Genomic DNA, 19,568 nt, shown 5'->3' with positions numbered 1-19,568 from the left:
TCCTATAATTATTAGATTTACTTTATTGTAAAGGTGAATTATTTTTTAATTTGAGTTTAAAGTAATTGTTTTAGATGCCTTTTGACGATGTTATAAGCAAGGAGATATATGGATAGTATGAATTATTTATTTGTAATTAAATTTAACGTTCAAAGCATATACCTCGGTTGCAAATTTCATAACCGAGGCATTCTCCGGTAACCATGCTGACGTATACATGAAAAGCAGTAGTAGTGACCGTATCTAACCAGTCCAGTTTGGTTAAATCAATATCACCTGTATAAATCACAAAGCAAGGATCACCCTTTATCATTTGTTTTTTAACAACAACGCTACTCTCATCCCAGCCAAGTTTTTTTCGAGTGCTATAGTCTTTTGCGATATCAATAGCAACTTGTGGTGTAATCATTTAGTGACTCCATAATACACATTGTACAATATAATATACTAGAAACTGTAATGAGACCTAACTTTATCTTGTAGTTGGTTTTTTATCCCATTATATTTTTAAAATATAAATAATCGTAAATCTTAGAAATCTAATATATTGAATAACACATCTTATTTTCTTAAGCGCTATCTATTTGAATGCTTGTTAATTAGTTCATCCTAATCAATCTTGGGTATTTGATTGGGTATAAATCAGAAGGATGGTTGCACTGGATAAGGACTGGTTTTATTTTCTAACAAAAATATGGATTCATTAGTATAAGAATGCCCTGTTTCTACATCTTTGGCGACTGGTCAGATCGCATAACGCAGGTTTAACAAATTTCAAACAAGGTACTATTCTGCGCTGATGCAATTTAGGTAGTAACCTTAACTCGATAAAATATTGACTTGCCTGTCACCCTAATTATTAGCCAGTATGGTTTCAAGCTCTTTAGTTCTTTTTAGTGTCATATCATTTTTACAAGAATACATTGATGTATCATATGCTTGCGATTCCTCATCGATTATGAATGAAAAAACGGTACAATTTGCATCTCTGAAGTTAATCCATGCTCTCTGTGATAATTTTATTTTTTCAACAAACTCCGCGCCTGAATTTGGCTGGGAATTATATTTCTTGCGAATGGTGGACAAAAGTGTTCTGTAGGTTTCATTAAGTTTTGCATCGCTATCTTCGAATGTCTTTTTTGAGCAAAGAAATACTGCTTCAGAATATTGAATACTGAGACAAGGGTCATCCGCCAGTAATGCAAATGGAATAAAATAAATCAATAATAACGACACTCTCATTTAATGTCTCTCCAGATAATCAGTGCGATGTAGATTCATATCGTGATAGTAATCAGTGATGCCTGCATGTTTTAAACCACAACTTTCCAGTACTTTTAGTGCATCATCTGATATGACCAACCGTAGGTCATCAGCTATACCAAAATCATCTTTCCCAACTATACCTGTAATTTTTGCCCAATATATCTCTGGTAATTTAATATTTGGATAAAGTTCTTCAAATATATCTGATTTTGATGTTATTACACTATCAAAAAATATCCCCGAAAGGTTTAAATTTTCAATAAGTACTTTTGCCTTTTCCGTAATTACAAAACAAGGGAATGTTTCCATTATGCAATCACCCAACCAACCGTCAAAACTGTGTTCTAAGGTGAACACAATGGGAGGAGGCATACTGATATCAAGAGTAGTGGCTTCGCCAAAACCGCCTGCAACTTCTGTTTCGATATACTTAAACATGTTTTTCTCCTCTATTCTGTCGGCGAGTTAAACTGACTACCATATTTTTTATCAATTTTCGCTGCCCTGTCTAATATTTTTTGCTTTGTTGCATTGGAGGGGCGATAAAAATCATTCTATTCTTTTCGTATTTTACTTAAATGTAGAATAATATTTACAGTAAAAATTTTTTTCACCTAAAAGGCCTAATATGTGTTTCCCCCAGTCACTGGTATCGATGTCATTATTTATATGCTCATAGGCTACATCAAGTTCTGTAAAGGAGGATTTTGCTTCTGAAATGGTCTTATAGCAACCAGTAGCATAGAGATTATTGGTCCCTGCGATTAGCTCAGGTTTAATACTGCCCGGTTTTACATCTGGTGGGGGTAATATCTTGTAATATAAATTTGTTACTTCTGAGAATGTATAACGGCATCGCTAAAAATGTTCTTTCTGGTATTTAAAACTACATGTCACTGCCCACAGGAAGGATGGTTTATTATTGCTTTCTTTCATTATAATAACTCTCTCTGGATTATCTACATTTCATTTTTTAACATAAAACACATCACAACTAGAAAACTTAAACATTTTATATTAAAAGTTTTTCTAATATTCGAATATTATAAATTTAATGGCCATGTAGAAATAAAATATAGTAATAAAAATCTTTAGAGAGAAACTTATCGTATGTTTATGTTTCATAAATGAGAGTATTGGCTGTTTATTAATGTTTTTATTATTGTATTTAATGTGGAAGTGGTGTATTCCCCCAATCCCAATATCTACTAATGAAAATGCACTATAATAAAAGAATATATATCCTGATAGTACTACAAGAAATTTAATAAATATAATGCTATGTATATTATTTATATTTCTGATCAATAAAAAACAAATTAGCGAGGACATTACGATGCCCAAAAAAAATCTAAAAAAATTATTATGATACACCTTGATAATCTTGCCTGAAAGTTTCATAAGATACCATTATCCACCAACATTAAAATTTTTTTCCGGTCAATATAGTACCCGATGTTGAACCCGCCAACTCTGGTAGTACTGGCTAAGGGGTTTCAGTAAAGGGGCCTGTTTGTATATCTTCCTCCTGGTCAATTAGATAAATTTAATATTATAAGAAATGATTCGTTTTAAAGAAATGTTATATGTTAATTCCTAAATTTTTTCGATGAAAAACATTAGGGGAAATAAATTTAATAAGATTGATATTTTCACTTGAATCCATGAAAATCACTATCACTAAAAAATCATGAAAAAACGTTAAAACTCTTCTTTCTGGCAATCCGTTTTGATTATCTTTTAACTCTTTACCCAGCTTTTCTCTTAAGAATTGTAGATGGTCATTGAAATTTAATTTATATGGTAAGTCATCCTTGTTTTTTTGGTAGACCACAAGTTCAGAAAAAACAAATTTCCCATCAGACTTGATGGGAAGCAAACTCTCAGACTCATAAGTGGATCTGATTCTAAACCCAAGAGAAACACTACCATCTGGAATGTCAAAATATTCTATTCCACCTTTACCTTGAGGGCGATTTCTTATTCCATTAGTTATCAAATATAAATCAAACTGTGGATGAATAGTTGTAAACCTTAGAAAGCTAATGCATTCAGTAATATTCACGTTATTTCCTTAAATATTTTATGATATGCTTATTTTGGCTAAGTTGCTCATTAATATATTTATACCAATTAACCTTAGATAATTACGCTACGGATTTTTTATACGTCTCACTACATTATAGGCCAGTTTACCAGCCCCGGCAGCATCTCCAGCTATTGGTATTGCAGCAAAAAGAGAAAAACTAGCCTCAAATAAGTCCCACGGCACAAGCTTATTCCTGCATTCAGCAGGTCAGGAAAAATGCCAGTCCCTGAAACAAGACCAGCCACATCAAGTTTCGTCTGTAATCCATCTAACCAGCCATCACCTTCATTCTTTTCTGCCGATGTTTCTTACTTTACTGGTGAGGTTGTTTCTTCTGCGCTTTTTCCGATGCAGGGGGCTATATCCGACAAATCTAAAAGATTCTCAAGAAAATAGTTGGGTTATTTATCATGTATTATATCATTCCTGTCTAAGTCCGTTATTTTTACATAGCCAGCCTCAGGTCAATATTCATCTATTTCAAGCCATTTCCAGAATTGATAATTCCCTCCTTTAGAAGACTATAATATTAGGGGGAGATAACTCTCTCAGAATCATCAAATGTATTTGACAGTCCACTTTACTCAAATTTTCAATTTTTATTTCTCCGCCAAAAATGTATGCAGGTTCCAAACCAAACATTTCATTATTAGCTAATACGCCTAGTTGTTTAACTGCCCGGTCAAAAATGTAATTATCATTACAATCAAATAAATCAAACTCTTCGACATTTGAAAATGCAAGAAAAGATTCAATTTCACTTACTAATTCATCTATTGTTTTTACCATAAAACCATTTTCGAAAAAAATTATTTGATTAAATAAGGGCTGAATCGTAATATTTCTTCCGGTAGACTCACCAAAAACATATAATTCGCCAAAGGCACTCCTGGCTATGACATGGTATGCGTCCATTTCTTTAAATGGAGTATCTTCTAGCCATATATCCAGTACATCTTCATACTCATCAGGATTGACAAGACTAAACAATCCATTTTTATACGTTCCCCATCCCTCTGTTTTCCAGTAAGAAAGAAGTTTATCCGGAAGAATTCCTTTCCATTTTGTCATACTTTTCTCTGGAACAGCGCTATAAGATGTAGCTTCTCCAAATTTCTCAATGAAGTAACTAAAGTCTTGATCTCGCATAAAATTTCCCCCTGGATTCTAAGCCCTTTGCCCCGGCATAATACCAGTTTAACATTCATCTTTTCTCAAACATGGCCTGATTTAATGCTGTCATTAGGTGCTTCATCTGGTGTTTTTAGTCTTTCATTCTGATTCCAGCTTGCACCTGTTGAACTGTTGATACCACTGGAGGGGGAAATTGACGACAGCGGTTGCCGTCGGCGTTAATCCGTCCACATCCAGCGTAAAACGCAGGCCATTTTGTGACATAACCTTATCCTGGATTCATTGGCGAAAAAGGAATCACGGCCCGTTCGTGGCAGTGGGGAGGGCAGGCGTTTCAGACACACTACCGCCGAAGTTTCCGGCATCCGCCATCTCCCATATATGAAACGTAACAGACGTAACTCATTGCTGAAACGGGTTTTTTGTCTCCGTTTCCGGACAAAAACAGCATCCTGCCATTAAGGCGGAATGCTGTGGATTTAACGGATTGGAGGTGATTTACACACGCTTACCTAATATGTAGTCAATAACGCTCAAGCTTGGGTCTTCCCGGATATAGCCTCTGAGACGGATGTAGAAAGCCATACCGCTATGACGCTATGGAGGCAGGTGTCGACGCTGGACACTGCCATTCTCAGTCTTATTGGTGAAAACAATATTTCCGAAGACCAGGAACGCTACATTTCGCGGGATGGAAGCGGCTGATACTAAAAAACCACAGGCCTGGAAGACGAGAACCGACTACTCAAACAGATTTTTGCTGACTTCAATCTGGAATGTTGGGCGCTAAAAAATGTAACTCATAGATACCCATAGATGTTGAATGATGGTAGTACCTGAAGAAACGGGAAAATCATTATCAGCGGTTGGTAATAAAAGACGGTGAGTACATGGAATGAGTGAGAAGGAGAGCTAAAATCAGTCGTGTCCAGCGAAAAAGGGGCATTGCTTCCGAGGTGATCATGGGCAGGGTAGGGGATGTGAAAGCAGGTTATCGATGGCTCAGATGGCACACTTTTTTGGTGCCGCTCCATTACACGAGCTTCTTTATGCAGCATTTTATGCAGGGTAAAACCAAAATTACGTTGTAAGTTATTGATTTTGTATCAAATGTGGCGGTGTGGTGGGGGGGATTCGCTGCGCTCTCCCTTCGGGCAGCCTCCTCGCAGGTTCGTCGTTTGTCCAACTGGCTGCGCCGCTACTCAGCCCATCCCTAGGCCTCGCCCCTTCGGGGCCAGAGCAAGCGCTGTTCAAAAACGCTCCCGGCGTTTTTGTGTCGAACCCCGGTCGGGTGTTCTCATCCCCCCTGTAGGGTGGCTTTATTGACTAGTCCTGATATAGGTTGACAGTTTTTTGTCTGTAAAACGCCTGATGAACATCATCGGGCGTTTTGTATTTCAGGGCCAGGTGTGGCCGTTCATGGTTATAAATTGCCACGGACTCTTTTACTATTTCCCGCGCTTGCTCCAGGTCTGCAGGACGCGAGAGTAAAAACTCATTTTTCAGTATCCCGTTTATTCTCTCAGCCAGCGCATTCTGGTAGCAGTCGTAACCATCGGTCATTGAACAGGTTATTCCGTTTCGCTCATGAACTGACTGATAAAGTACCGAACAGTATTGCAGTCCTCTGTCAGAGTGATGTACCAGCGGACCTGTCGTTTTTCTCCGCCTCAGAGCCTGCCTGAACGCCTTTACCACATTTTCTGTCTGCAGGTTTTCCCCGACATGGTAACCCACGATTTTTCTGGAGCAGGCATCGGTGACCAGACTCAGACAGGCCGTGCCGCTGCGTAGTGGAAGGTAAGTAATATCGGCGACCCAGACCTGCTCTGGCTCAAGGGCGGTAACCTGTTCAGGGCCGGGTTTCAGCAGATTAGGATGCCGGTAAAAGCGATGATGGCTGTTGGTGGTTTTGTGATATGCCCGTTTCACGGGTACCAGGAGCCGGTATTCACCCAGCAGATTAAACAGACGGTCCCGTCCGATATTCAGCGTTTTATCGGCCTGCATGTTCAGCAGATAGTGCAGTTTACGCGTACCGATTCGCGGCTGGCGGCACCGGGTACGGGCAACAAAATCAAGAACCTGAGCATGATGCTCCTGCCGTTTATTACATCTTGTATTGTACTGGTACCACGCCTGTCTGCTGTGCCCCAGGAACTGACATGCACGCGTAACTGTTATTTTGGGGGCCTGACTTTGCGTGAGGACTTGCCGGGCCGCTTTTTTACAACACTTACCCCGTAATCATTTTTCAGGACGTTGATAACGGACTCAAAAAACTCAGCTTTCTGGTTTGCCAGCTCAAGCTGTTCTTCAAGTTCCCTGATTCTTTGCTCGGGTGTCAGCGGGATAGTTGTCTGAGCCACAGGCAGTTTCCTCTTCACCAGGTCAGGAAGTCCGGGTCTCCAGTCAAGCCGGCCATATTTACGCAGCCAGACAAGTACGGTGGAGCGCCCCTGAATGCCATATCGCTGCTGGGCCTGTTTATAGGTCATCTCGCCTTTTTCGACCTGCTCAACGACGGCTATTTTAAAGGATAGAGGATAATCGCGTTGGGTGCGTTTGAACTCAGTCATCATCACGTTCTCCGGATTTAAGTCTGGAACGTGTCAACGCTATTCAGGACGGGTCACAGATGCAAAAAAAGCCCGTTTATACGAGCTTCTTTATGCAGCATTTTATGCAGGACAAAACTAATATTACATTGTAAGTGATTGATTTTGTATCGAATATGGCGGTGAGGGAAGGATTGACTCGCTGCGCTCGCCCTTCGGGCAGTCTCCTCGCAAGCTCGTCGTCTGTCCAACTGGCTGCGCCAGTTGTCGAACCCCGGTCGGTGGTTCTCATCCCCCCTTGATTTGGGGGATACATATAAGCAAAAAGCCCGTACTTCTGTACAGGCTCTCAACTTAAATATGGCGGTGAGGGGGGGATTCGAACCCCCGATACGTTGCCGTATACACACTTTCCAGGCGTGCTCCTTCAGCCACTCGGACACCTCACCAAATTGTCGCTCCAGCATTACTGGAACGGGCGCTAATGTAGGGAAATATCTTTTCTACGTCAATCAACTTTTTTAAAAAAAAGCGCGTTTATACAAACTTCCACCAATCTGTGGTTTTAATAAGCGAAAACTGCTTTTTTTGCCCGCGCCGGGAAATTTGCTATGCTGCACATCCCGTTGAAAACGCTGATAACAGGCGCAATCACATTCCGCACAATACTGCTCAGGAGATAACATGGAGATAATTTTTTATCACCCGACATTTAACGCCGCCTGGTGGGTAAATGCGCTGGAGAAGGCTCTCCCACATGCGCGCGTTCGTGAATGGAAGGTCGGTGATAACAACCCCGCAGACTATGCGCTTGTATGGCAGCCCCCGGTTGAAATGCTGGCCGGAAGACGCTTAAAAGCCGTCTTTGCGCTGGGCGCGGGGGTGGATGCAATTCTGAGTAAATTAAATGCGCATCCGGAAATGCTGGACGCCTCCATTCCTCTATTCCGTCTGGAAGATACCGGAATGGGCCTGCAAATGCAGGAGTATGCCGTCAGCCAGGTATTACACTGGTTCCGTCGTTTCGATGATTATCAGGCGCTGAAAAATCAGGCGCTATGGAAACCGTTGCCGGAATATACCCGCGAAGAATTTAGCGTCGGTATCATGGGCGCAGGGGTACTGGGCGCAAAAGTGGCAGAAAGTCTACAGGCGTGGGGGTTCCCGTTACGTTGCTGGAGTCGTAGCCGCAAATCCTGGCCTGGCGTGGAAAGTTATGTAGGGCGTGAAGAGCTGCGCGCTTTCCTGAACCAGACGCGGGTGCTGATTAATCTGCTGCCGAATACGGCCCAAACGGTAGGAATTATTAATAGCGAATTGTTGGATCAATTGCCGGATGGCGCTTACGTGCTGAATCTCGCGCGCGGCGTTCATGTTCAGGAGGCGGATCTGCTGGCTGCGCTTGATAGCGGTAAGCTAAAAGGCGCGATGTTGGATGTCTTTAGCCAGGAACCGTTACCGCAGGAAAGTCCATTATGGCGCCATCCGCGAGTCGCCATGACGCCGCACATTGCGGCAGTCACCCGTCCGGCGGAAGCCATCGATTATATTAGCCGCACCATTACCCAGCTGGAGAAGGGAGAGCCGGTGACGGGGCAGGTGGATCGGGCGAGAGGATATTGATATCAACCCGGCGCGGGCCGGGTTTCGCTAAAAAACGCTGGCGATACCTGCTATCCTTGTCGGAAATGACTACAGGAGAGAGCAATGTATCCCGTTGACCTGCATATGCATACCGTCGCCAGCACTCATGCCTACAGTACTCTGAGCGATTATATCGCGGAAGCCAAACGCAAAGGCATTAAACTTTTTGCGATTACCGATCATGGTCCGGACATGGAAGATGCGCCGCATCACTGGCATTTTATTAACATGCGCATCTGGCCGCGTCTGGTTGACGGCGTGGGGATACTGCGTGGCATTGAGGCGAATATCAAGAATATTAACGGTGAAATTGATTGTTCCGGAAAGATGTTCGACTCGCTGGATCTGATTATCGCAGGCTTTCATGAGCCCGTTTTTGCGCCGCATGATAAAGAAACCAATACTCAGGCGATGATCGCGACCATCGCCAGCGGCAAGGTGCATATAATTAGTCACCCCGGAAATCCAAAGTATCCAGTGGAGGTTAAAGCCATCGCGCAGGCGGCGGCGAAACACCATGTAGCGCTGGAAATCAACAACTCTTCTTTTCTGCATTCGCGTAAAGGAAGCGAAGATAATTGCCGCGCGGTCGCTGCCGCCGTACGCGATGCGGGAGGCTGGGTAGCGTTAGGCTCTGATTCCCATACGGCCTTTACGCTTGGCGATTTCACCGAATGCCGGAAAATTCTGGATGCGGTGAATTTTCCGGAAGATCGAATCCTGAACGTCTCGCCGCAGCGCTTACTGGCCTTTCTCGAATCACGCGGTATGGCGCCTGTACCGGAATTTGCCGAACTTTAATCGTTATTTATGGGAAGATATCAATGAATGAGTTTTCAATCCTGTGCCGTGTGCTGGGATCGTTGTTTTACCGCCAACCGCAAGATCCTTTACTGGTTCCGCTGTTTACGTTAATCCGTGAAGGTAAACTGGCGGCAAACTGGCCGCTGGAGCAGGATGACATGCTGGCGCGTTTACAGAAAAGCTGCGATATCACGCAGATTTCCACTGATTACAATGCGTTATTTGTTGGGGAAGAGTGCGCGGTAGCGCCATACCGCAGTGCGTGGGTCGAAGGCGCGGAAGAGTCTGAGGTGCGCGCTTTTTTAACGTCGCGAGGGATGCCGCTGGCCGATACGCCTGCCGATCACATTGGCACTTTATTGCTCGCGGCCTCCTGGCTGGAAGATCAGTCTGCCGAAGATGAAAGTGAAGCGCTGGAAACCTTATTTGCCGATTATCTGCTTCCCTGGTGCAATACCTTCCTCGGTAAAGTTGAAGCCCATGCCGTTACGCCATTCTGGCGCACTCTGGCGCCGCTAACGCGTGATGCGATAGGGGCCATGTGGGATGAACTTCAGGAAGAAGATGAAGAATAATGTGATGTAAATCACCATTAACTGCAACGGGTTTTACATCATTGCATAAAATGTGTGCGTGATCTCATTAATGTGCCGCTTTTCTGTTATGATGCGCGCCATGAACATACTTCTTTCTATTGCTATCACGACGGGCATCCTTTCTGGAATATGGGGATGGGTGGCCGTCTCCCTGGGGTTACTAAGCTGGGCCGGTTTTTTAGGCTGTACGGCTTATTTCGCCTGTCCGCAGGGCGGCTTTAAGGGATTGTTGATTTCCGCCTGTACGCTGTTAAGCGGTATGGTGTGGGCGCTGGTCATTATTCACGGTAGCGCGTTGGCGCCGCATCTGGAAATTGTCAGTTACGTGTTGACGGGGATCGTGGCATTCCTGATGTGTATCCAGGCAAAGCAGCTATTGCTTTCTTTTGTTCCGGGAACATTTATCGGCGCCTGCGCGACATTTGCAGGGCAGGGTGACTGGCGGTTGGTATTACCGTCGCTGGCGCTGGGGCTAATCTTTGGCTATGCCATGAAAAATAGTGGACTATGGCTGGCATCACGCCGCGAGCAACATTCAGCGAATACGGCGGTCACAAAATAATAAATATCCTCCGGCATAGCCGGAGGTTTTTCTGATGCGCCTGTAAGGCTCTCTTACCAGCCGCGCCCTAACAGGCGCATACGATCTGACATTTGCATCAAACTTCGTTACTTACGGCCCGTAAACGGGCTGCCCGGATAAGGGATCGATAATTGCTCACCCATTTTATCCTCTTCAAGCTGGTGCTTTATGTAGTCCTGTATCTTCGCCGTGTTCTTACCCACCGTATCGACATAGTACCCTCTGCACCAGAACTCCCTGTTCCTGTATTTGAATTTTAGATCCCCAAACTGCTCGTAAAGCATCAGACTACTTTTACCCTTCAGATATCCCATGAAGCTCGACACACTCATCTTCGGCGGGATCTCCAGAAGCATGTGAATATGATCTGCACAACATTCCGCTTCCAGAATTCGTACGTTTTTCCATTCACACAATTTTCTTAATATGCTGCCTACTGCCCTACGCTTCTCTCCATAGAACGCTTGTCTTCGGTATTTGGGCGCGAAAACTATGTGATATTTACAGTTCCATCGGGTGTGCGCTAAGCTCTTTTCGTCCCCCATTGGGACCCCCTTTTGATTTCTTGTTGAACTTTTGCAGTTGCCAGACCGCAAGATGTTTTAACAAATCAAAAGGGGTTTTAATAACTGACTTAAAGCTGAAAGCTTTCCGGAACCCCCAGCCTAGCTGGGGGTTTTCCATAGACAAAAAAGCGTGGGGTTCTTCCCCACGCTTTGTCGTATTCATCAGGATTCTGGCGGTACTGACAGCTCACGGTATTTCACCAGAATATCATTTTGCCTGTCCGCTTTATTCTGCAAATCCCACAGTCCGCGATCGATACCATCATTAATGAGGAAGATAACGCCGGTTTCAATGGCTGACATCAGACACAGCATCACCGGTTCGTTCGAGGTATAGCCGATTTCGCCTTCCAGTAAGCGCTGGTAATCAATAAAACGGAACACGCCTGCCTGTACTTCATAGGAAAGGATCGTTTTACTGGTGTTCACCGAGGAAAGGATCTCGCCCGTACTGACGTTAACCACGCGCAGGTTGACAGCAATCTGATCCAGCTGATACTGCGTATCGGCGCCAATACCGAAATATCTTGCGCCGACCCCGCCGGATTTGACGTTACTTTCATAACCAATAATAGAACCTTCCACCATGATATTTGCCGCCGTCAGCGACTGAAGCGGGATACGGTTATTCATCGCCACGGTGCCGTTTTCCTGGGCTGCGCGAATAATTTTCCGTTCATTCAAAAGATTCTGTAAGCCTTGTCGTTCCAGCGGGATAAACCAGCGCGAATCTTTCAGCGCAGTGACCAACATAGCGGTGGCGCTCTGCGGCACAGCCGTAGAAAAGTTACTTGCCGGGTAAGGTTTAAATTGGCCCGTTTCATCCTGAATGTTATATACCGAAACAAAGATCTTACCGGTGGGAGCAGGTAAGTGCGTCAAATCTTTGTAACTTTGTGCGCGGGGCATTAATGTCGGTTTCGCAGCTTGTTTCGGCGGGGCAGTTAAGCATCCGCTCAACAATAAAACGGCAACCAAAATAAGTAAGCGCGGCATGATTTATATCCTTTAGTGACTGTAGCTTAAAAATCGGTTGACTGAGTTTGTAAACCTGACACTTCGATGGTCGAGGTTCTTCCCGTTTTTCTGTCCGTGACGTTGAGCTGGAGCTGTCCGTCGCGATTAGCGATATCGATAATAAAATCGTTGGTCACCATACGTCCTGGTTTCCCGGTATTAATATTGGTCAACAAGCCGCCCAGAATTTGCGATTGAATAGCCTGCGTAAAGTTATCCAACGCTGAGGGGGTTTCGATACCAAAATCGTTATCATAAGCGGGGTCTTTATATGAATTTTGCGCCTGGGCGCTATTCAATAAAAAGGAACCGTTATTGGGGTTTCCACCAAAGTTAGGATTACGGAACTGGAACGTCATATTTCCAGCCCAGGTTAATGGCGAAAAAAGCATGAGCAGCACTACTGCATGTTTAACACGCATGACAGCCTCCGGATAAAAATCATGTTTTAGAATTCATCACGCGCTAAATCACTCGTACTTAATAGCGTTTGATCTATTTGTCGGCGATTTAATGCTTCCTCTGTTTGCGCTAATGCGAAGACGACGGTTTTCTCGAAGTCTCTTTTCATTGGAAATAAAAAGGTCTGGAAAATAACGTCCTGATTTACCGTTATGGTGATCCAGCTTCCCCAACGCGCACTGGGTCTTTCATTAATGGTCAGATTGCCGGTGTATTCGCTTTCCCATTTGTCGCTGAATGCACGATAGAATTCATGTCCTATCGAAGAGACGGTATGGTCGGTTAACAATCCGGGAACCTCGACTTCAACTTCATTGGCATGCAGGTTTCCGGTAGCGAACAGTAACTCTGCTGCTACAATCCAGGTCAGATAGCGTCTCATGGCCTTACCGCCTGAGATTATCGTTTGCCCATGAAACTGCCTGGGTGCGATTTTTGACAGCTATCTTTTTGAAAAGATTATAAAGATGTGTCTTAACCGTATTCTCGCTGATAAATAGCGACCTCGCGATTTCATTATTAGAGGCACCAATACGTAACTTATTGAGGATCTCTTTTTCGCGATGAGTGAGTAATGCGGACTCGGTGCTGTTGTAGCGGTAATTTCCTGAGTGCGTAATCAGGTAACTGGCTAATTTTTGTGAAAAATAGCATTCGCCACGCAGAATACCCTGTAATCCGCTGACCACGTGTTCCTGGTCTTCAGTGGCGTAAAACACGCCGTTAATATGAGGCCAGTTTTCAATTTCACGGTAGGGATAATCGTCAGGGGTATTTAACAATAATGTTTTTATATTATTGTTTTTGCGGCTTAAATTATCCTGCCAATAGTGGATAAGCTTCTTATCCGCTTCCATCATATCCATTAAAACAATGCAACTGGCTGAGATATCTTCCAGAGAACGTTGAATATTATGCAGTTTTCCGGTTATGGCCAGCGATTGCTTTAAATGTTGCAATAATGCCGTAGCTTGCAGAGATGGCTTTGTGATCAACAATAGTGTGTGACCATGACTACTATGGACTTCATTAAACATGATGAAACTCCACTTTTTTTAATCGCACATCTGACAGCTGCCCCCATAAAATAAAGGCACCAGAAGTACTGACAGATGTTGCACTGCTGTGGGTTGAAATAGCCCATTATCCAGAAAGAGAAAAATATTTACGAAAATACTTTTAACTGTTTTCAATCTAGCCATTACAAATCTTAAAGCAAGTGTTAAACTTGTAACAAGATGTAAAAATATATATTAAAATGTTGTTTTTGGGTTTTTTTGAAGTTTAGATTTGATAGTAAAGTTGTACATTTCGCTGTTATTGCATAGATTTAAAAAATCATACAAATTATAATAATTCATTGATTTTTAATCATTTTAATTATTATATGTTATGTTTTGATTTTATTTTTTCTTAAAATTTGAGACGTGGCATTAACCTGGACAGCACAAAGACAAAAAAAACGAAGTGTGTCACGTCTTGTGCGTATTGCCCCACATGGGAAGCATAAGAACATCCCCATGGCGGCATAACACACACCAACACTTCATTTTTTAGGTGCGCGATACACTATCTTCTGTGGCCAAAAATCAATTATAAAAAATCACATGGCTATCGTTTTATTAGCACTTTGGTATGAGCTTAAATAACAAAATACCACGCGTGGGTGAGTTATTAAAAATGTTTCCACGGACATACTCTTCATCGTAACGACGCGTTAACAAAAAACGCATGTCGCTAACAAGGTAATAGATAATTTTCGCTATGTACGACCAGGTCCAGGGTGACAGCATGAAAAACAAATTGTTATTTATGATGTTGACAATACTGGGTGCGCCTGGGATTGCAACCGCGACAAATTATGATCTGGCTCGTTCAGAGTATAATTTTGCGGTAAATGAATTAAGCAAGTCTTCATTTAATCAGGCGGCCATTATTGGTCAAGTCGGCACGGATAATAGTGCCAGAGTACGCCAGGAAGGATCAAAACTATTGTCCGTTATTTCACAAGAAGGAGGAAATAATCGGGCGAAAGTCGACCAGGCAGGGAATTATAACTTTGCGTATATTGAGCAAACGGGCAATGCCAACGATGCCAGTATATCGCAAAGCGCTTACGGTAATAGTGCGGCTATTATACAGAAAGGTTCTGGAAATAAGGCCAATATTACCCAGTACGGTACGCAGAAAACAGCAGTTGTAGTGCAGAAACAGTCGCATATGGCTATTCGCGTCACCCAACGCTAATACCGTTACGACTTTTAAATCAATCCGATGGGGGTTTTACCATGAAACTTTTAAAAGTGGCAGCATTCGCAGCAATCGTAGTTTCTGGCAGTGCTCTGGCTGGCGTCGTTCCACAATGGGGCGGCGGCGGTAATCATAACGGCGGCGGCAATAGTTCCGGTCCGGACTCAACGTTGAGCATTTATCAGTACGGTTCCGCTAACGCTGCGCTTGCTCTGCAAAGCGATGCCCGTAAATCTGAAACGACCATTACCCAGAGCGGTTATGGTAACGGCGCCGATGTAGGCCAGGGTGCGGATAACAGTACTATTGAACTGACTCAGAATGGTTTCAGAAACAATGCCACCATCGACCAGTGGAACGCTAAAAACTCCGATATTACTGTCGGTCAATACGGCGGTAATAACGCTGCGCTGGTTAATCAGACCGCATCTGATTCCAGCGTAATGGTGCGTCAGGTTGGTTTTGGCAACAACGCCACGGCTAACCAGTATTAATTTAGCGTCTGCGCTAATAAAAAAACAGGGCATAAGCCCTGTTTTTTTTCGGGAGGAAATTATGCATACTTTATTGCTCCTTGCCGCACTTTCAAATCAGATTACGTTTACCACGACTCAGCAAGGCGATATTTACACGGTGATCCCTCAGGTCACATTAAACGAACCCTGCGTCTGTCAGGTGCAAATTCTCTCTGTGCGCGACGGCGTCGGGGGACAAAGCCATACACAGCAAAAACAAACGCTATCTTTACCTGCTAATCAACCGATTGAGTTGTCTCGTCTTAGTGTAAATATATCTTCAGAGGACTCGGTTAAAATTATTGTTACTGTTTCGGACGGACAATCACTGCATTTATCACAACAATGGCCGCCTTCTGCACAGTAGTTTTTGATGGTGGCGGAAATGGATTGGCTGACCTGGGTATAAAGAGGCGATAAAAGCGTCTCATCGTCTCGGCATGTCGCTAAAAGGTAACGCCGAACCCTCGAGGATGACTAATCATTGAGGAGTTAACATGTCCGTAATCAAGAAAAATATCCCTGCCATAGGCCTGTGTATCTGCGCTTTTTTTATCCATTCTGCGGTAGGGCAACAAACGGTACAGGGCGGCGTTATCCATTTTCGCGGCGCGATTGTTGAGCCACTGTGCGATATTTCTACTCACGCCGAAAATATTGATTTAACCTGCCTACGCGAAGGTAAAAAGCAAATGCACCGGATAGACCTTCGGCAGGCATCTGGATTACCGCAGGATATTCAGTCCATTGCGACGGTACGGCTGCATTATCTCGATGCGCAAAAAAGCCTGGCGGTGATGAATATTGAGTACCGTTAACGGCGGTGTCATAGATATAAAAAGAGCGACTCTGTTGAAAGCCCTGCTGTACACTTTGCAGATAAGGTGAGACAAAAGGGGGGGGTTATGACATCACGTCTTCAGGTCATACAGGGTGATATCACTCAACTTAGCGTCGATGCGATTGTGAATGCCGCTAACGCATCATTAATGGGCGGCGGTGGCGTAGACGGCGCGATTCATCGCGCGGCGGGGCCGGCATTGCTGGACGCCTGTAAACTCATCCGTCAGCAACAGGGCGAATGTCAGACGGGACATGCGGTTATCACGCCTGCTGGCAAGCTTTCGGCAAAGGCGGTTATTCACACAGTGGGGCCCGTCTGGCGAGGCGGCGAACACCAGGAAGCTGAGCTACTCGAAGAGGCATACCGGAATTGTTTGCTGCTTGCCGAGGCGAATCACTTTCGTTCCATCGCTTTTCCGGCAATCAGTACCGGCGTTTATGGCTATCCACGCGCCCAGGCCGCTGAAGTCGCCGTCAGGACGGTTTCAGATTTTATTACCCGTTACGCTCTGCCTGAACAGGTATACTTTGTCTGTTATGATGAAGAAACTGCCCGGCTTTACGCAAGATTACTTACTCAGCAAGGCGACGACCCTGCCTGATAAAACACGCCTGGAGCGTGCCGTTGAACCGCTATGCGCGCGCCATCCCGGAGAGTGCGGCATTCTTGCGCTGGATAACAGTCTGGACGCTTTTGCCGCCCGCTACCGCCTGACCGAAATGGCGGCGCGGACGCTGGATGTGCAGTATTATATTTGGGAAGACGATATGTCCGGGCGACTGCTCTTTTCGGTACTGCTGTCGGCGGCGAAGCGCGGCGTTCATGTTCGTCTGTTGCTGGATGATAACAATACGCCTGGTCTGGATGATACGTTGCGCTTGCTGGATAGCCATCCTAATATCGAAGTTCGTCTGTTTAATCCTTTCTCTTTTCGTACGCTACGCGCGCTGGGATATTTGACGGATTTTGCGCGGCTGAATCGGCGGATGCACAATAAAAGTTACACTGCTGACGGCGTAGTGACGCTGGTCGGTGGGCGCAACATCGGCGATGCCTATTTCGGCGCTGGCGAGGAGCCGCTATTTTCCGATCTGGACGTGATGGCCATTGGCCCGGTGGTCAATGATGTCGCCAATGATTTTGAACGTTACTGGCGCTGTAGTTCAGTGTCGACATTGCAGCAAGTATTATCCCTTTCTGAGCAGGAACTGACGCAGCGTATCGAACTTCCCGAATCCTGGTATAACGATGAGATCACCCGCCGTTATCTGCATAAGCTGGAAACCAGTCAGTTTATGGCGGATCTCGATCGCGGAACGTTGCCGCTGATTTGGGCAAAAACACGCTTGCTTAGCGATGACCCTTCTAAAGGCGAGGGGAAGGCGCAGCGCCATTCGCTTCTTCCGCAGCGATTATTTGACGTGATGGGGTCGCCGACGGAGCGTATCGACATTATTTCCGCTTACTTTGTTCCTACGCGCGCAGGCGTGGCGCAGTTGCTTAATCTGGTCAGGAAAGGCGTGAAGATCGCCATCTTAACTAACTCTCTGGCGGCCAACGATGTGGCGGTCGTTCACGCAGGGTACGCGCGCTGGCGCAAGAAATTACTGCGCTATGGCGTGGAGCTCTACGAACTGAAACCGACCCGCGAACATGAAACCGCCGTACATGATCGCGGACTCACCGGGAACTCAGGTTCCAGCTTACATGCTAAAACGTTCAGTATTGATGGTAGTAAGGTGTTTATCGGGTCGCTTAATTTTGATCCCCGTTCAACGCTTTTAAATACCGAAATGGGCTTTGTCATTGAAAGTGAAACGCTGGCGACGCTTATCCATAAGCGTTTTACACAGAGCCAACGCGATGCGGCCTGGCAACTGCGGCTGGATCGCTGGGGACGAATTAACTGGATCGATCGTCAGCAAGAAGAGGAAAAAGTGTTAAAGAAAGAACCCGCTACACGTTTCTGGCAGCGAGTTCTGGTACGGTTGGCGGCAATTTTACCTGTTGAATGGCTGCTTTGAACCCACGCGCGGAAAACTACCCGATCGTGGCGCGACTTTCTCGTTTTACCGGCGGTTTACCTGAAAAGAGAAATTTCAGGAGCGGGATGCGTAAATGAATTTCATACAGAATTAACGCAATACCCATAACAAATATCAGCCCGCACAAGAACCCGATCAGGTTGGAGGAGATATGCGGCGTAATATACGCGCCAAAGAAAAGCGTTAAGGGATGATGCACCAGATAGATAAACAGCGAAGCATTCACGAAATAGGTGACACGTGCGGACTGAAAGTTTAACAAGCGATGCCCCAGTGAAAAGACCACGTTCACCATCCATAGCCCCATTACCATCGTAATCACGGATTCGGTTTCGTACATCCAGGCGTCGCCGCTCCCATAACGTTGATTCAGCAGATACGCGATAAAAGCAACGGCAGCGCCTAAAGTGCATCCGCGTGAGGGCGTGGTGAAGCGCGCTTTCAGATCGGGGTGAATGAAGGCCAACGCGCCGAGAATAAAAAACGGCACATAAAATAGCGTTTGCATCACAATAAAATTGAACATGCCGTCACTGAGGATTGCCGGATATACGATGAATATAATGCGCCTGATAGCAGCGTACGCCACCCCCAGCAGGAAAAAAATAAGCGAAAGTTTGGCCAGCGAAATAGCGGCGGGACGAGGCTTGCTTGTTTCCTGCCTTTTTTGGAACCAGGTAAAAATCCCGATGCTGACGGTGGTTAATATCACCAGCACCAGTAAAAACCACAGATGTGAAATGAGTTCCCACGCTAACGTATTATATTTTTCATAGGCAGAAAGTGTAGGCCAGTTCTCTGTTTTCTCTTTGACATATTGCAACAGGATAAATTGCGGCAAGGTAAGCAAAGGGATTGCGGTAAGCATGGGAATACCCACACGTTCTACCCGTACTTTCCACCAGTGTTTTAATGGATAACGTAAAAACAACATGTACGAAAAATAACCAGAAATAACAAAAAACACCTGCATACGAAAAGCGTGGATAAAATCGTTAAACAGGGTTAGCCACCACGATGGCGCGGCGCTATTGACATGCCAACTGTGAGTGGAATAGATCAACGAGATATGAAAGGGAATCCCTAACAACATCAGCCATGCGCGGATAGAGTCAAGAAAATATTCACGCGGCGCGGGTACAGAGCTCATATAAGGTCACGTATTCTCAGATTTTTCACCTTATCCATAAGGCGA

At 44.8% G+C, this 19,568-nt stretch carries 23 protein-coding genes, 1 tRNA gene, 1 other RNA gene and 1 pseudogene; 11 read left to right on the top strand and 15 right to left on the bottom strand.

Annotated elements, in window-relative coordinates; translation table 11 throughout:
- Positions 1 to 142 precede the first annotated feature (142 nt).
- The 6 genes from HU143_RS14020 to HU143_RS24730 all read right to left on the bottom strand — a co-directional run bounded on the left by HU143_RS14020 (position 143) and on the right by HU143_RS24730 (position 4,753).
- The gene (locus HU143_RS14020) at positions 143 to 409 is read right to left on the bottom strand and encodes a hypothetical protein (protein ID WP_023226753.1); all 267 of its coding nucleotides are present in this window, start codon (positions 407 to 409) and stop codon (positions 143 to 145) included.
- Between the two features lie 443 nt (positions 410 to 852).
- Positions 853 to 1,242, bottom strand: a complete 390-nt coding sequence (locus HU143_RS14015) for a lysozyme inhibitor LprI family protein (protein WP_023226752.1) — start codon at positions 1,240 to 1,242, stop codon at positions 853 to 855.
- Positions 1,243 to 1,704: a hypothetical protein gene (locus tag HU143_RS14010; protein WP_023226751.1), complete on the bottom strand. Its 462-nt coding sequence runs from the start codon at positions 1,702 to 1,704 to the stop codon at positions 1,243 to 1,245. It lies immediately after the preceding gene.
- A gap of 1,144 nt (positions 1,705 to 2,848) precedes the next feature.
- Positions 2,849 to 3,331: a hypothetical protein gene (locus HU143_RS14005; RefSeq protein ID WP_051129339.1), complete on the bottom strand. Its 483-nt coding sequence runs from the start codon at positions 3,329 to 3,331 to the stop codon at positions 2,849 to 2,851.
- Positions 3,332 to 3,868: 537 nt separating this feature from the next.
- A complete protein-coding gene (locus HU143_RS14000; RefSeq protein WP_023226748.1) occupies positions 3,869 to 4,504 on the bottom strand; it encodes a GAD-like domain-containing protein in 636 nt (211 codons plus the stop codon).
- Between the two features lie 123 nt (positions 4,505 to 4,627).
- Positions 4,628 to 4,753 carry a hypothetical protein gene (locus HU143_RS24730; RefSeq protein ID WP_023226747.1) on the bottom strand — a complete coding sequence of 42 codons (126 nt, stop codon included), beginning with the start codon at positions 4,751 to 4,753 and terminating at the stop codon, positions 4,628 to 4,630.
- A 412-nt stretch (positions 4,754 to 5,165) separates the two neighbouring features.
- On the opposite strand from HU143_RS24730, the pseudogene HU143_RS24840 reads away from it, so the two are divergent.
- Positions 5,166 to 5,296 (top strand): annotated as a pseudogene (locus tag HU143_RS24840) (IS3 family transposase); the annotation flags it as partial.
- A gap of 519 nt (positions 5,297 to 5,815) precedes the next feature.
- Here HU143_RS24840 and HU143_RS13995 read toward each other — a convergent pair.
- The 3 genes from HU143_RS13995 to HU143_RS13985 form a co-directional block, all read right to left on the bottom strand.
- Positions 5,816 to 7,071, bottom strand: a protein-coding gene (locus HU143_RS13995) for an IS3-like element ISSen1 family transposase (protein WP_085983316.1) whose coding sequence is annotated in 2 segments (ribosomal slippage) — positions 5,816 to 6,720 and positions 6,720 to 7,071 — 1,257 coding nt in all. Because the reading frame shifts where the segments join, the coding sequence is not laid out codon by codon here.
- A 153-nt stretch (positions 7,072 to 7,224) separates the two neighbouring features.
- A non-coding RNA gene (locus HU143_RS13990) (RtT sRNA) lies at positions 7,225 to 7,360 on the bottom strand.
- 48 nt (positions 7,361 to 7,408) lie between these two features.
- Positions 7,409 to 7,496, bottom strand: a tRNA-Ser gene (locus HU143_RS13985).
- 235 nt (positions 7,497 to 7,731) lie between these two features.
- Between HU143_RS13985 and ghrA the strand changes: the two genes are divergently transcribed.
- From ghrA to HU143_RS13965, 4 genes are all read left to right on the top strand, one after another.
- Positions 7,732 to 8,670 carry a glyoxylate/hydroxypyruvate reductase GhrA gene (gene ghrA / locus HU143_RS13980; protein WP_000402552.1) on the top strand — a complete coding sequence of 313 codons (939 nt, stop codon included), beginning with the start codon at positions 7,732 to 7,734 and terminating at the stop codon, positions 8,668 to 8,670.
- Positions 8,671 to 8,754: 84 nt separating this feature from the next.
- Positions 8,755 to 9,492 carry a phosphatase gene (locus HU143_RS13975; RefSeq protein WP_000283643.1) on the top strand — a complete coding sequence of 246 codons (738 nt, stop codon included), beginning with the start codon at positions 8,755 to 8,757 and terminating at the stop codon, positions 9,490 to 9,492.
- A gap of 23 nt (positions 9,493 to 9,515) precedes the next feature.
- Positions 9,516 to 10,070 carry a TorD/DmsD family molecular chaperone gene (locus HU143_RS13970; RefSeq protein ID WP_001001883.1) on the top strand — a complete coding sequence of 185 codons (555 nt, stop codon included), beginning with the start codon at positions 9,516 to 9,518 and terminating at the stop codon, positions 10,068 to 10,070.
- A 100-nt stretch (positions 10,071 to 10,170) separates the two neighbouring features.
- Positions 10,171 to 10,653 carry a DUF1097 domain-containing protein gene (locus HU143_RS13965; RefSeq protein WP_001546652.1) on the top strand — a complete coding sequence of 161 codons (483 nt, stop codon included), beginning with the start codon at positions 10,171 to 10,173 and terminating at the stop codon, positions 10,651 to 10,653.
- A gap of 107 nt (positions 10,654 to 10,760) precedes the next feature.
- Here HU143_RS13965 and tnpA read toward each other — a convergent pair whose 3' ends face one another.
- From tnpA to csgD, 5 genes are all read right to left on the bottom strand, one after another.
- Positions 10,761 to 11,219: an IS200/IS605-like element IS200F family transposase gene (tnpA, locus tag HU143_RS13960; protein WP_000502119.1), complete on the bottom strand. Its 459-nt coding sequence runs from the start codon at positions 11,217 to 11,219 to the stop codon at positions 10,761 to 10,763.
- Positions 11,220 to 11,402: 183 nt separating this feature from the next.
- On the bottom strand, positions 11,403 to 12,236 hold the full coding sequence (csgG, locus tag HU143_RS13955; RefSeq protein ID WP_001137620.1) for a curli production assembly/transport protein CsgG: 834 nt from the start codon (positions 12,234 to 12,236) through the stop codon (positions 11,403 to 11,405).
- 26 nt (positions 12,237 to 12,262) lie between these two features.
- Entirely contained in the window at positions 12,263 to 12,679 is a 417-nt protein-coding gene (gene csgF / locus HU143_RS13950) for a curli production assembly/transport protein CsgF (protein ID WP_001264073.1), read from the bottom strand.
- Between the two features lie 26 nt (positions 12,680 to 12,705).
- The gene (csgE, locus tag HU143_RS13945) at positions 12,706 to 13,101 is read right to left on the bottom strand and encodes a curli production assembly/transport protein CsgE (RefSeq protein ID WP_023227719.1); all 396 of its coding nucleotides are present in this window, start codon (positions 13,099 to 13,101) and stop codon (positions 12,706 to 12,708) included.
- A 4-nt stretch (positions 13,102 to 13,105) separates the two neighbouring features.
- Positions 13,106 to 13,756, bottom strand: coding sequence for a biofilm master transcriptional regulator CsgD (gene csgD, locus HU143_RS13940; protein WP_000481519.1), 651 nt, complete (start codon positions 13,754 to 13,756; stop codon positions 13,106 to 13,108).
- A gap of 754 nt (positions 13,757 to 14,510) precedes the next feature.
- Between csgD and csgB the strand changes: the two genes are divergently transcribed.
- The 6 genes from csgB to HU143_RS13910 all read left to right on the top strand — a co-directional run bounded on the left by csgB (position 14,511) and on the right by HU143_RS13910 (position 18,352).
- Positions 14,511 to 14,966 carry a curli minor subunit CsgB gene (csgB, locus tag HU143_RS13935; RefSeq protein ID WP_000791655.1) on the top strand — a complete coding sequence of 152 codons (456 nt, stop codon included), beginning with the start codon at positions 14,511 to 14,513 and terminating at the stop codon, positions 14,964 to 14,966.
- A gap of 41 nt (positions 14,967 to 15,007) precedes the next feature.
- Positions 15,008 to 15,463, top strand: a complete 456-nt coding sequence (csgA, locus tag HU143_RS13930; RefSeq protein WP_000771416.1) for a curli major subunit CsgA — start codon at positions 15,008 to 15,010, stop codon at positions 15,461 to 15,463.
- A 61-nt stretch (positions 15,464 to 15,524) separates the two neighbouring features.
- Positions 15,525 to 15,851 (top strand): curli assembly chaperone CsgC, encoded by a 327-nt coding sequence (gene csgC, locus HU143_RS13925; RefSeq protein ID WP_000557256.1) that lies wholly within the window; start codon positions 15,525 to 15,527, stop codon positions 15,849 to 15,851.
- 130 nt (positions 15,852 to 15,981) lie between these two features.
- Positions 15,982 to 16,302, top strand: a complete 321-nt coding sequence (locus tag HU143_RS13920; protein ID WP_000111254.1) for a type 1 fimbrial protein — start codon at positions 15,982 to 15,984, stop codon at positions 16,300 to 16,302.
- 87 nt (positions 16,303 to 16,389) lie between these two features.
- Positions 16,390 to 16,929 (top strand): O-acetyl-ADP-ribose deacetylase, encoded by a 540-nt coding sequence (ymdB, locus tag HU143_RS13915; protein ID WP_000203944.1) that lies wholly within the window; start codon positions 16,390 to 16,392, stop codon positions 16,927 to 16,929.
- Positions 16,865 to 18,352 (top strand): phospholipase D family protein, encoded by a 1,488-nt coding sequence (locus tag HU143_RS13910; RefSeq protein WP_000976323.1) that lies wholly within the window; start codon positions 16,865 to 16,867, stop codon positions 18,350 to 18,352. Before ymdB ends, HU143_RS13910 begins: the two co-directional genes overlap by 65 nt.
- A gap of 16 nt (positions 18,353 to 18,368) precedes the next feature.
- Here HU143_RS13910 and mdoC read toward each other — a convergent pair whose 3' ends face one another.
- Complete coding sequence (gene mdoC, locus HU143_RS13905; protein ID WP_000100055.1) at positions 18,369 to 19,523, bottom strand: glucans biosynthesis protein MdoC; 1,155 nt, start codon at positions 19,521 to 19,523, stop codon at positions 18,369 to 18,371.
- Between the last annotated feature and the right edge of the window lie 45 nt (positions 19,524 to 19,568).

The organism is Salmonella sp. SJTUF14076, assembly GCF_015534835.1.
In the GTDB taxonomy this organism is placed as follows: domain Bacteria; phylum Pseudomonadota; class Gammaproteobacteria; order Enterobacterales; family Enterobacteriaceae; genus Salmonella; species Salmonella enterica.
The sequence above is the reverse complement of the archived record's forward strand: the minus strand, read 5'-3'. Positions and strand labels throughout refer to the sequence as shown.

Coding starts and splice junctions, on each gene's coding strand:
- HU143_RS14020 (WP_023226753.1), bottom strand. CDS start 409: ATGATTACACCACAAGTTGCTATTGATATCGCAAAAGACTATAGCACT.
- HU143_RS14015 (WP_023226752.1), bottom strand. CDS start 1,242: ATGAGAGTGTCGTTATTATTGATTTATTTTATTCCATTTGCATTACTG.
- HU143_RS14010 (WP_023226751.1), bottom strand. CDS start 1,704: ATGTTTAAGTATATCGAAACAGAAGTTGCAGGCGGTTTTGGCGAAGCC.
- HU143_RS14000 (WP_023226748.1), bottom strand. CDS start 4,504: ATGCGAGATCAAGACTTTAGTTACTTCATTGAGAAATTTGGAGAAGCT.
- HU143_RS24730 (WP_023226747.1), bottom strand. CDS start 4,753: ATGTCACAAAATGGCCTGCGTTTTACGCTGGATGTGGACGGATTAACG.
- ghrA (WP_000402552.1), top strand. CDS start 7,732: ATGGAGATAATTTTTTATCACCCGACATTTAACGCCGCCTGGTGGGTA.
- HU143_RS13975 (WP_000283643.1), top strand. CDS start 8,755: ATGTATCCCGTTGACCTGCATATGCATACCGTCGCCAGCACTCATGCC.
- HU143_RS13970 (WP_001001883.1), top strand. CDS start 9,516: ATGAATGAGTTTTCAATCCTGTGCCGTGTGCTGGGATCGTTGTTTTAC.
- HU143_RS13965 (WP_001546652.1), top strand. CDS start 10,171: ATGAACATACTTCTTTCTATTGCTATCACGACGGGCATCCTTTCTGGA.
- tnpA (WP_000502119.1), bottom strand. CDS start 11,219: ATGGGGGACGAAAAGAGCTTAGCGCACACCCGATGGAACTGTAAATAT.
- csgG (WP_001137620.1), bottom strand. CDS start 12,236: ATGCCGCGCTTACTTATTTTGGTTGCCGTTTTATTGTTGAGCGGATGC.
- csgF (WP_001264073.1), bottom strand. CDS start 12,679: ATGCGTGTTAAACATGCAGTAGTGCTGCTCATGCTTTTTTCGCCATTA.
- csgE (WP_023227719.1), bottom strand. CDS start 13,101: ATGAGACGCTATCTGACCTGGATTGTAGCAGCAGAGTTACTGTTCGCT.
- csgD (WP_000481519.1), bottom strand. CDS start 13,756: ATGTTTAATGAAGTCCATAGTAGTCATGGTCACACACTATTGTTGATC.
- csgB (WP_000791655.1), top strand. CDS start 14,511: ATGAAAAACAAATTGTTATTTATGATGTTGACAATACTGGGTGCGCCT.
- csgA (WP_000771416.1), top strand. CDS start 15,008: ATGAAACTTTTAAAAGTGGCAGCATTCGCAGCAATCGTAGTTTCTGGC.
- csgC (WP_000557256.1), top strand. CDS start 15,525: ATGCATACTTTATTGCTCCTTGCCGCACTTTCAAATCAGATTACGTTT.
- HU143_RS13920 (WP_000111254.1), top strand. CDS start 15,982: ATGTCCGTAATCAAGAAAAATATCCCTGCCATAGGCCTGTGTATCTGC.
- ymdB (WP_000203944.1), top strand. CDS start 16,390: ATGACATCACGTCTTCAGGTCATACAGGGTGATATCACTCAACTTAGC.
- HU143_RS13910 (WP_000976323.1), top strand. CDS start 16,865: ATGATGAAGAAACTGCCCGGCTTTACGCAAGATTACTTACTCAGCAAG.
- mdoC (WP_000100055.1), bottom strand. CDS start 19,523: ATGAGCTCTGTACCCGCGCCGCGTGAATATTTTCTTGACTCTATCCGC.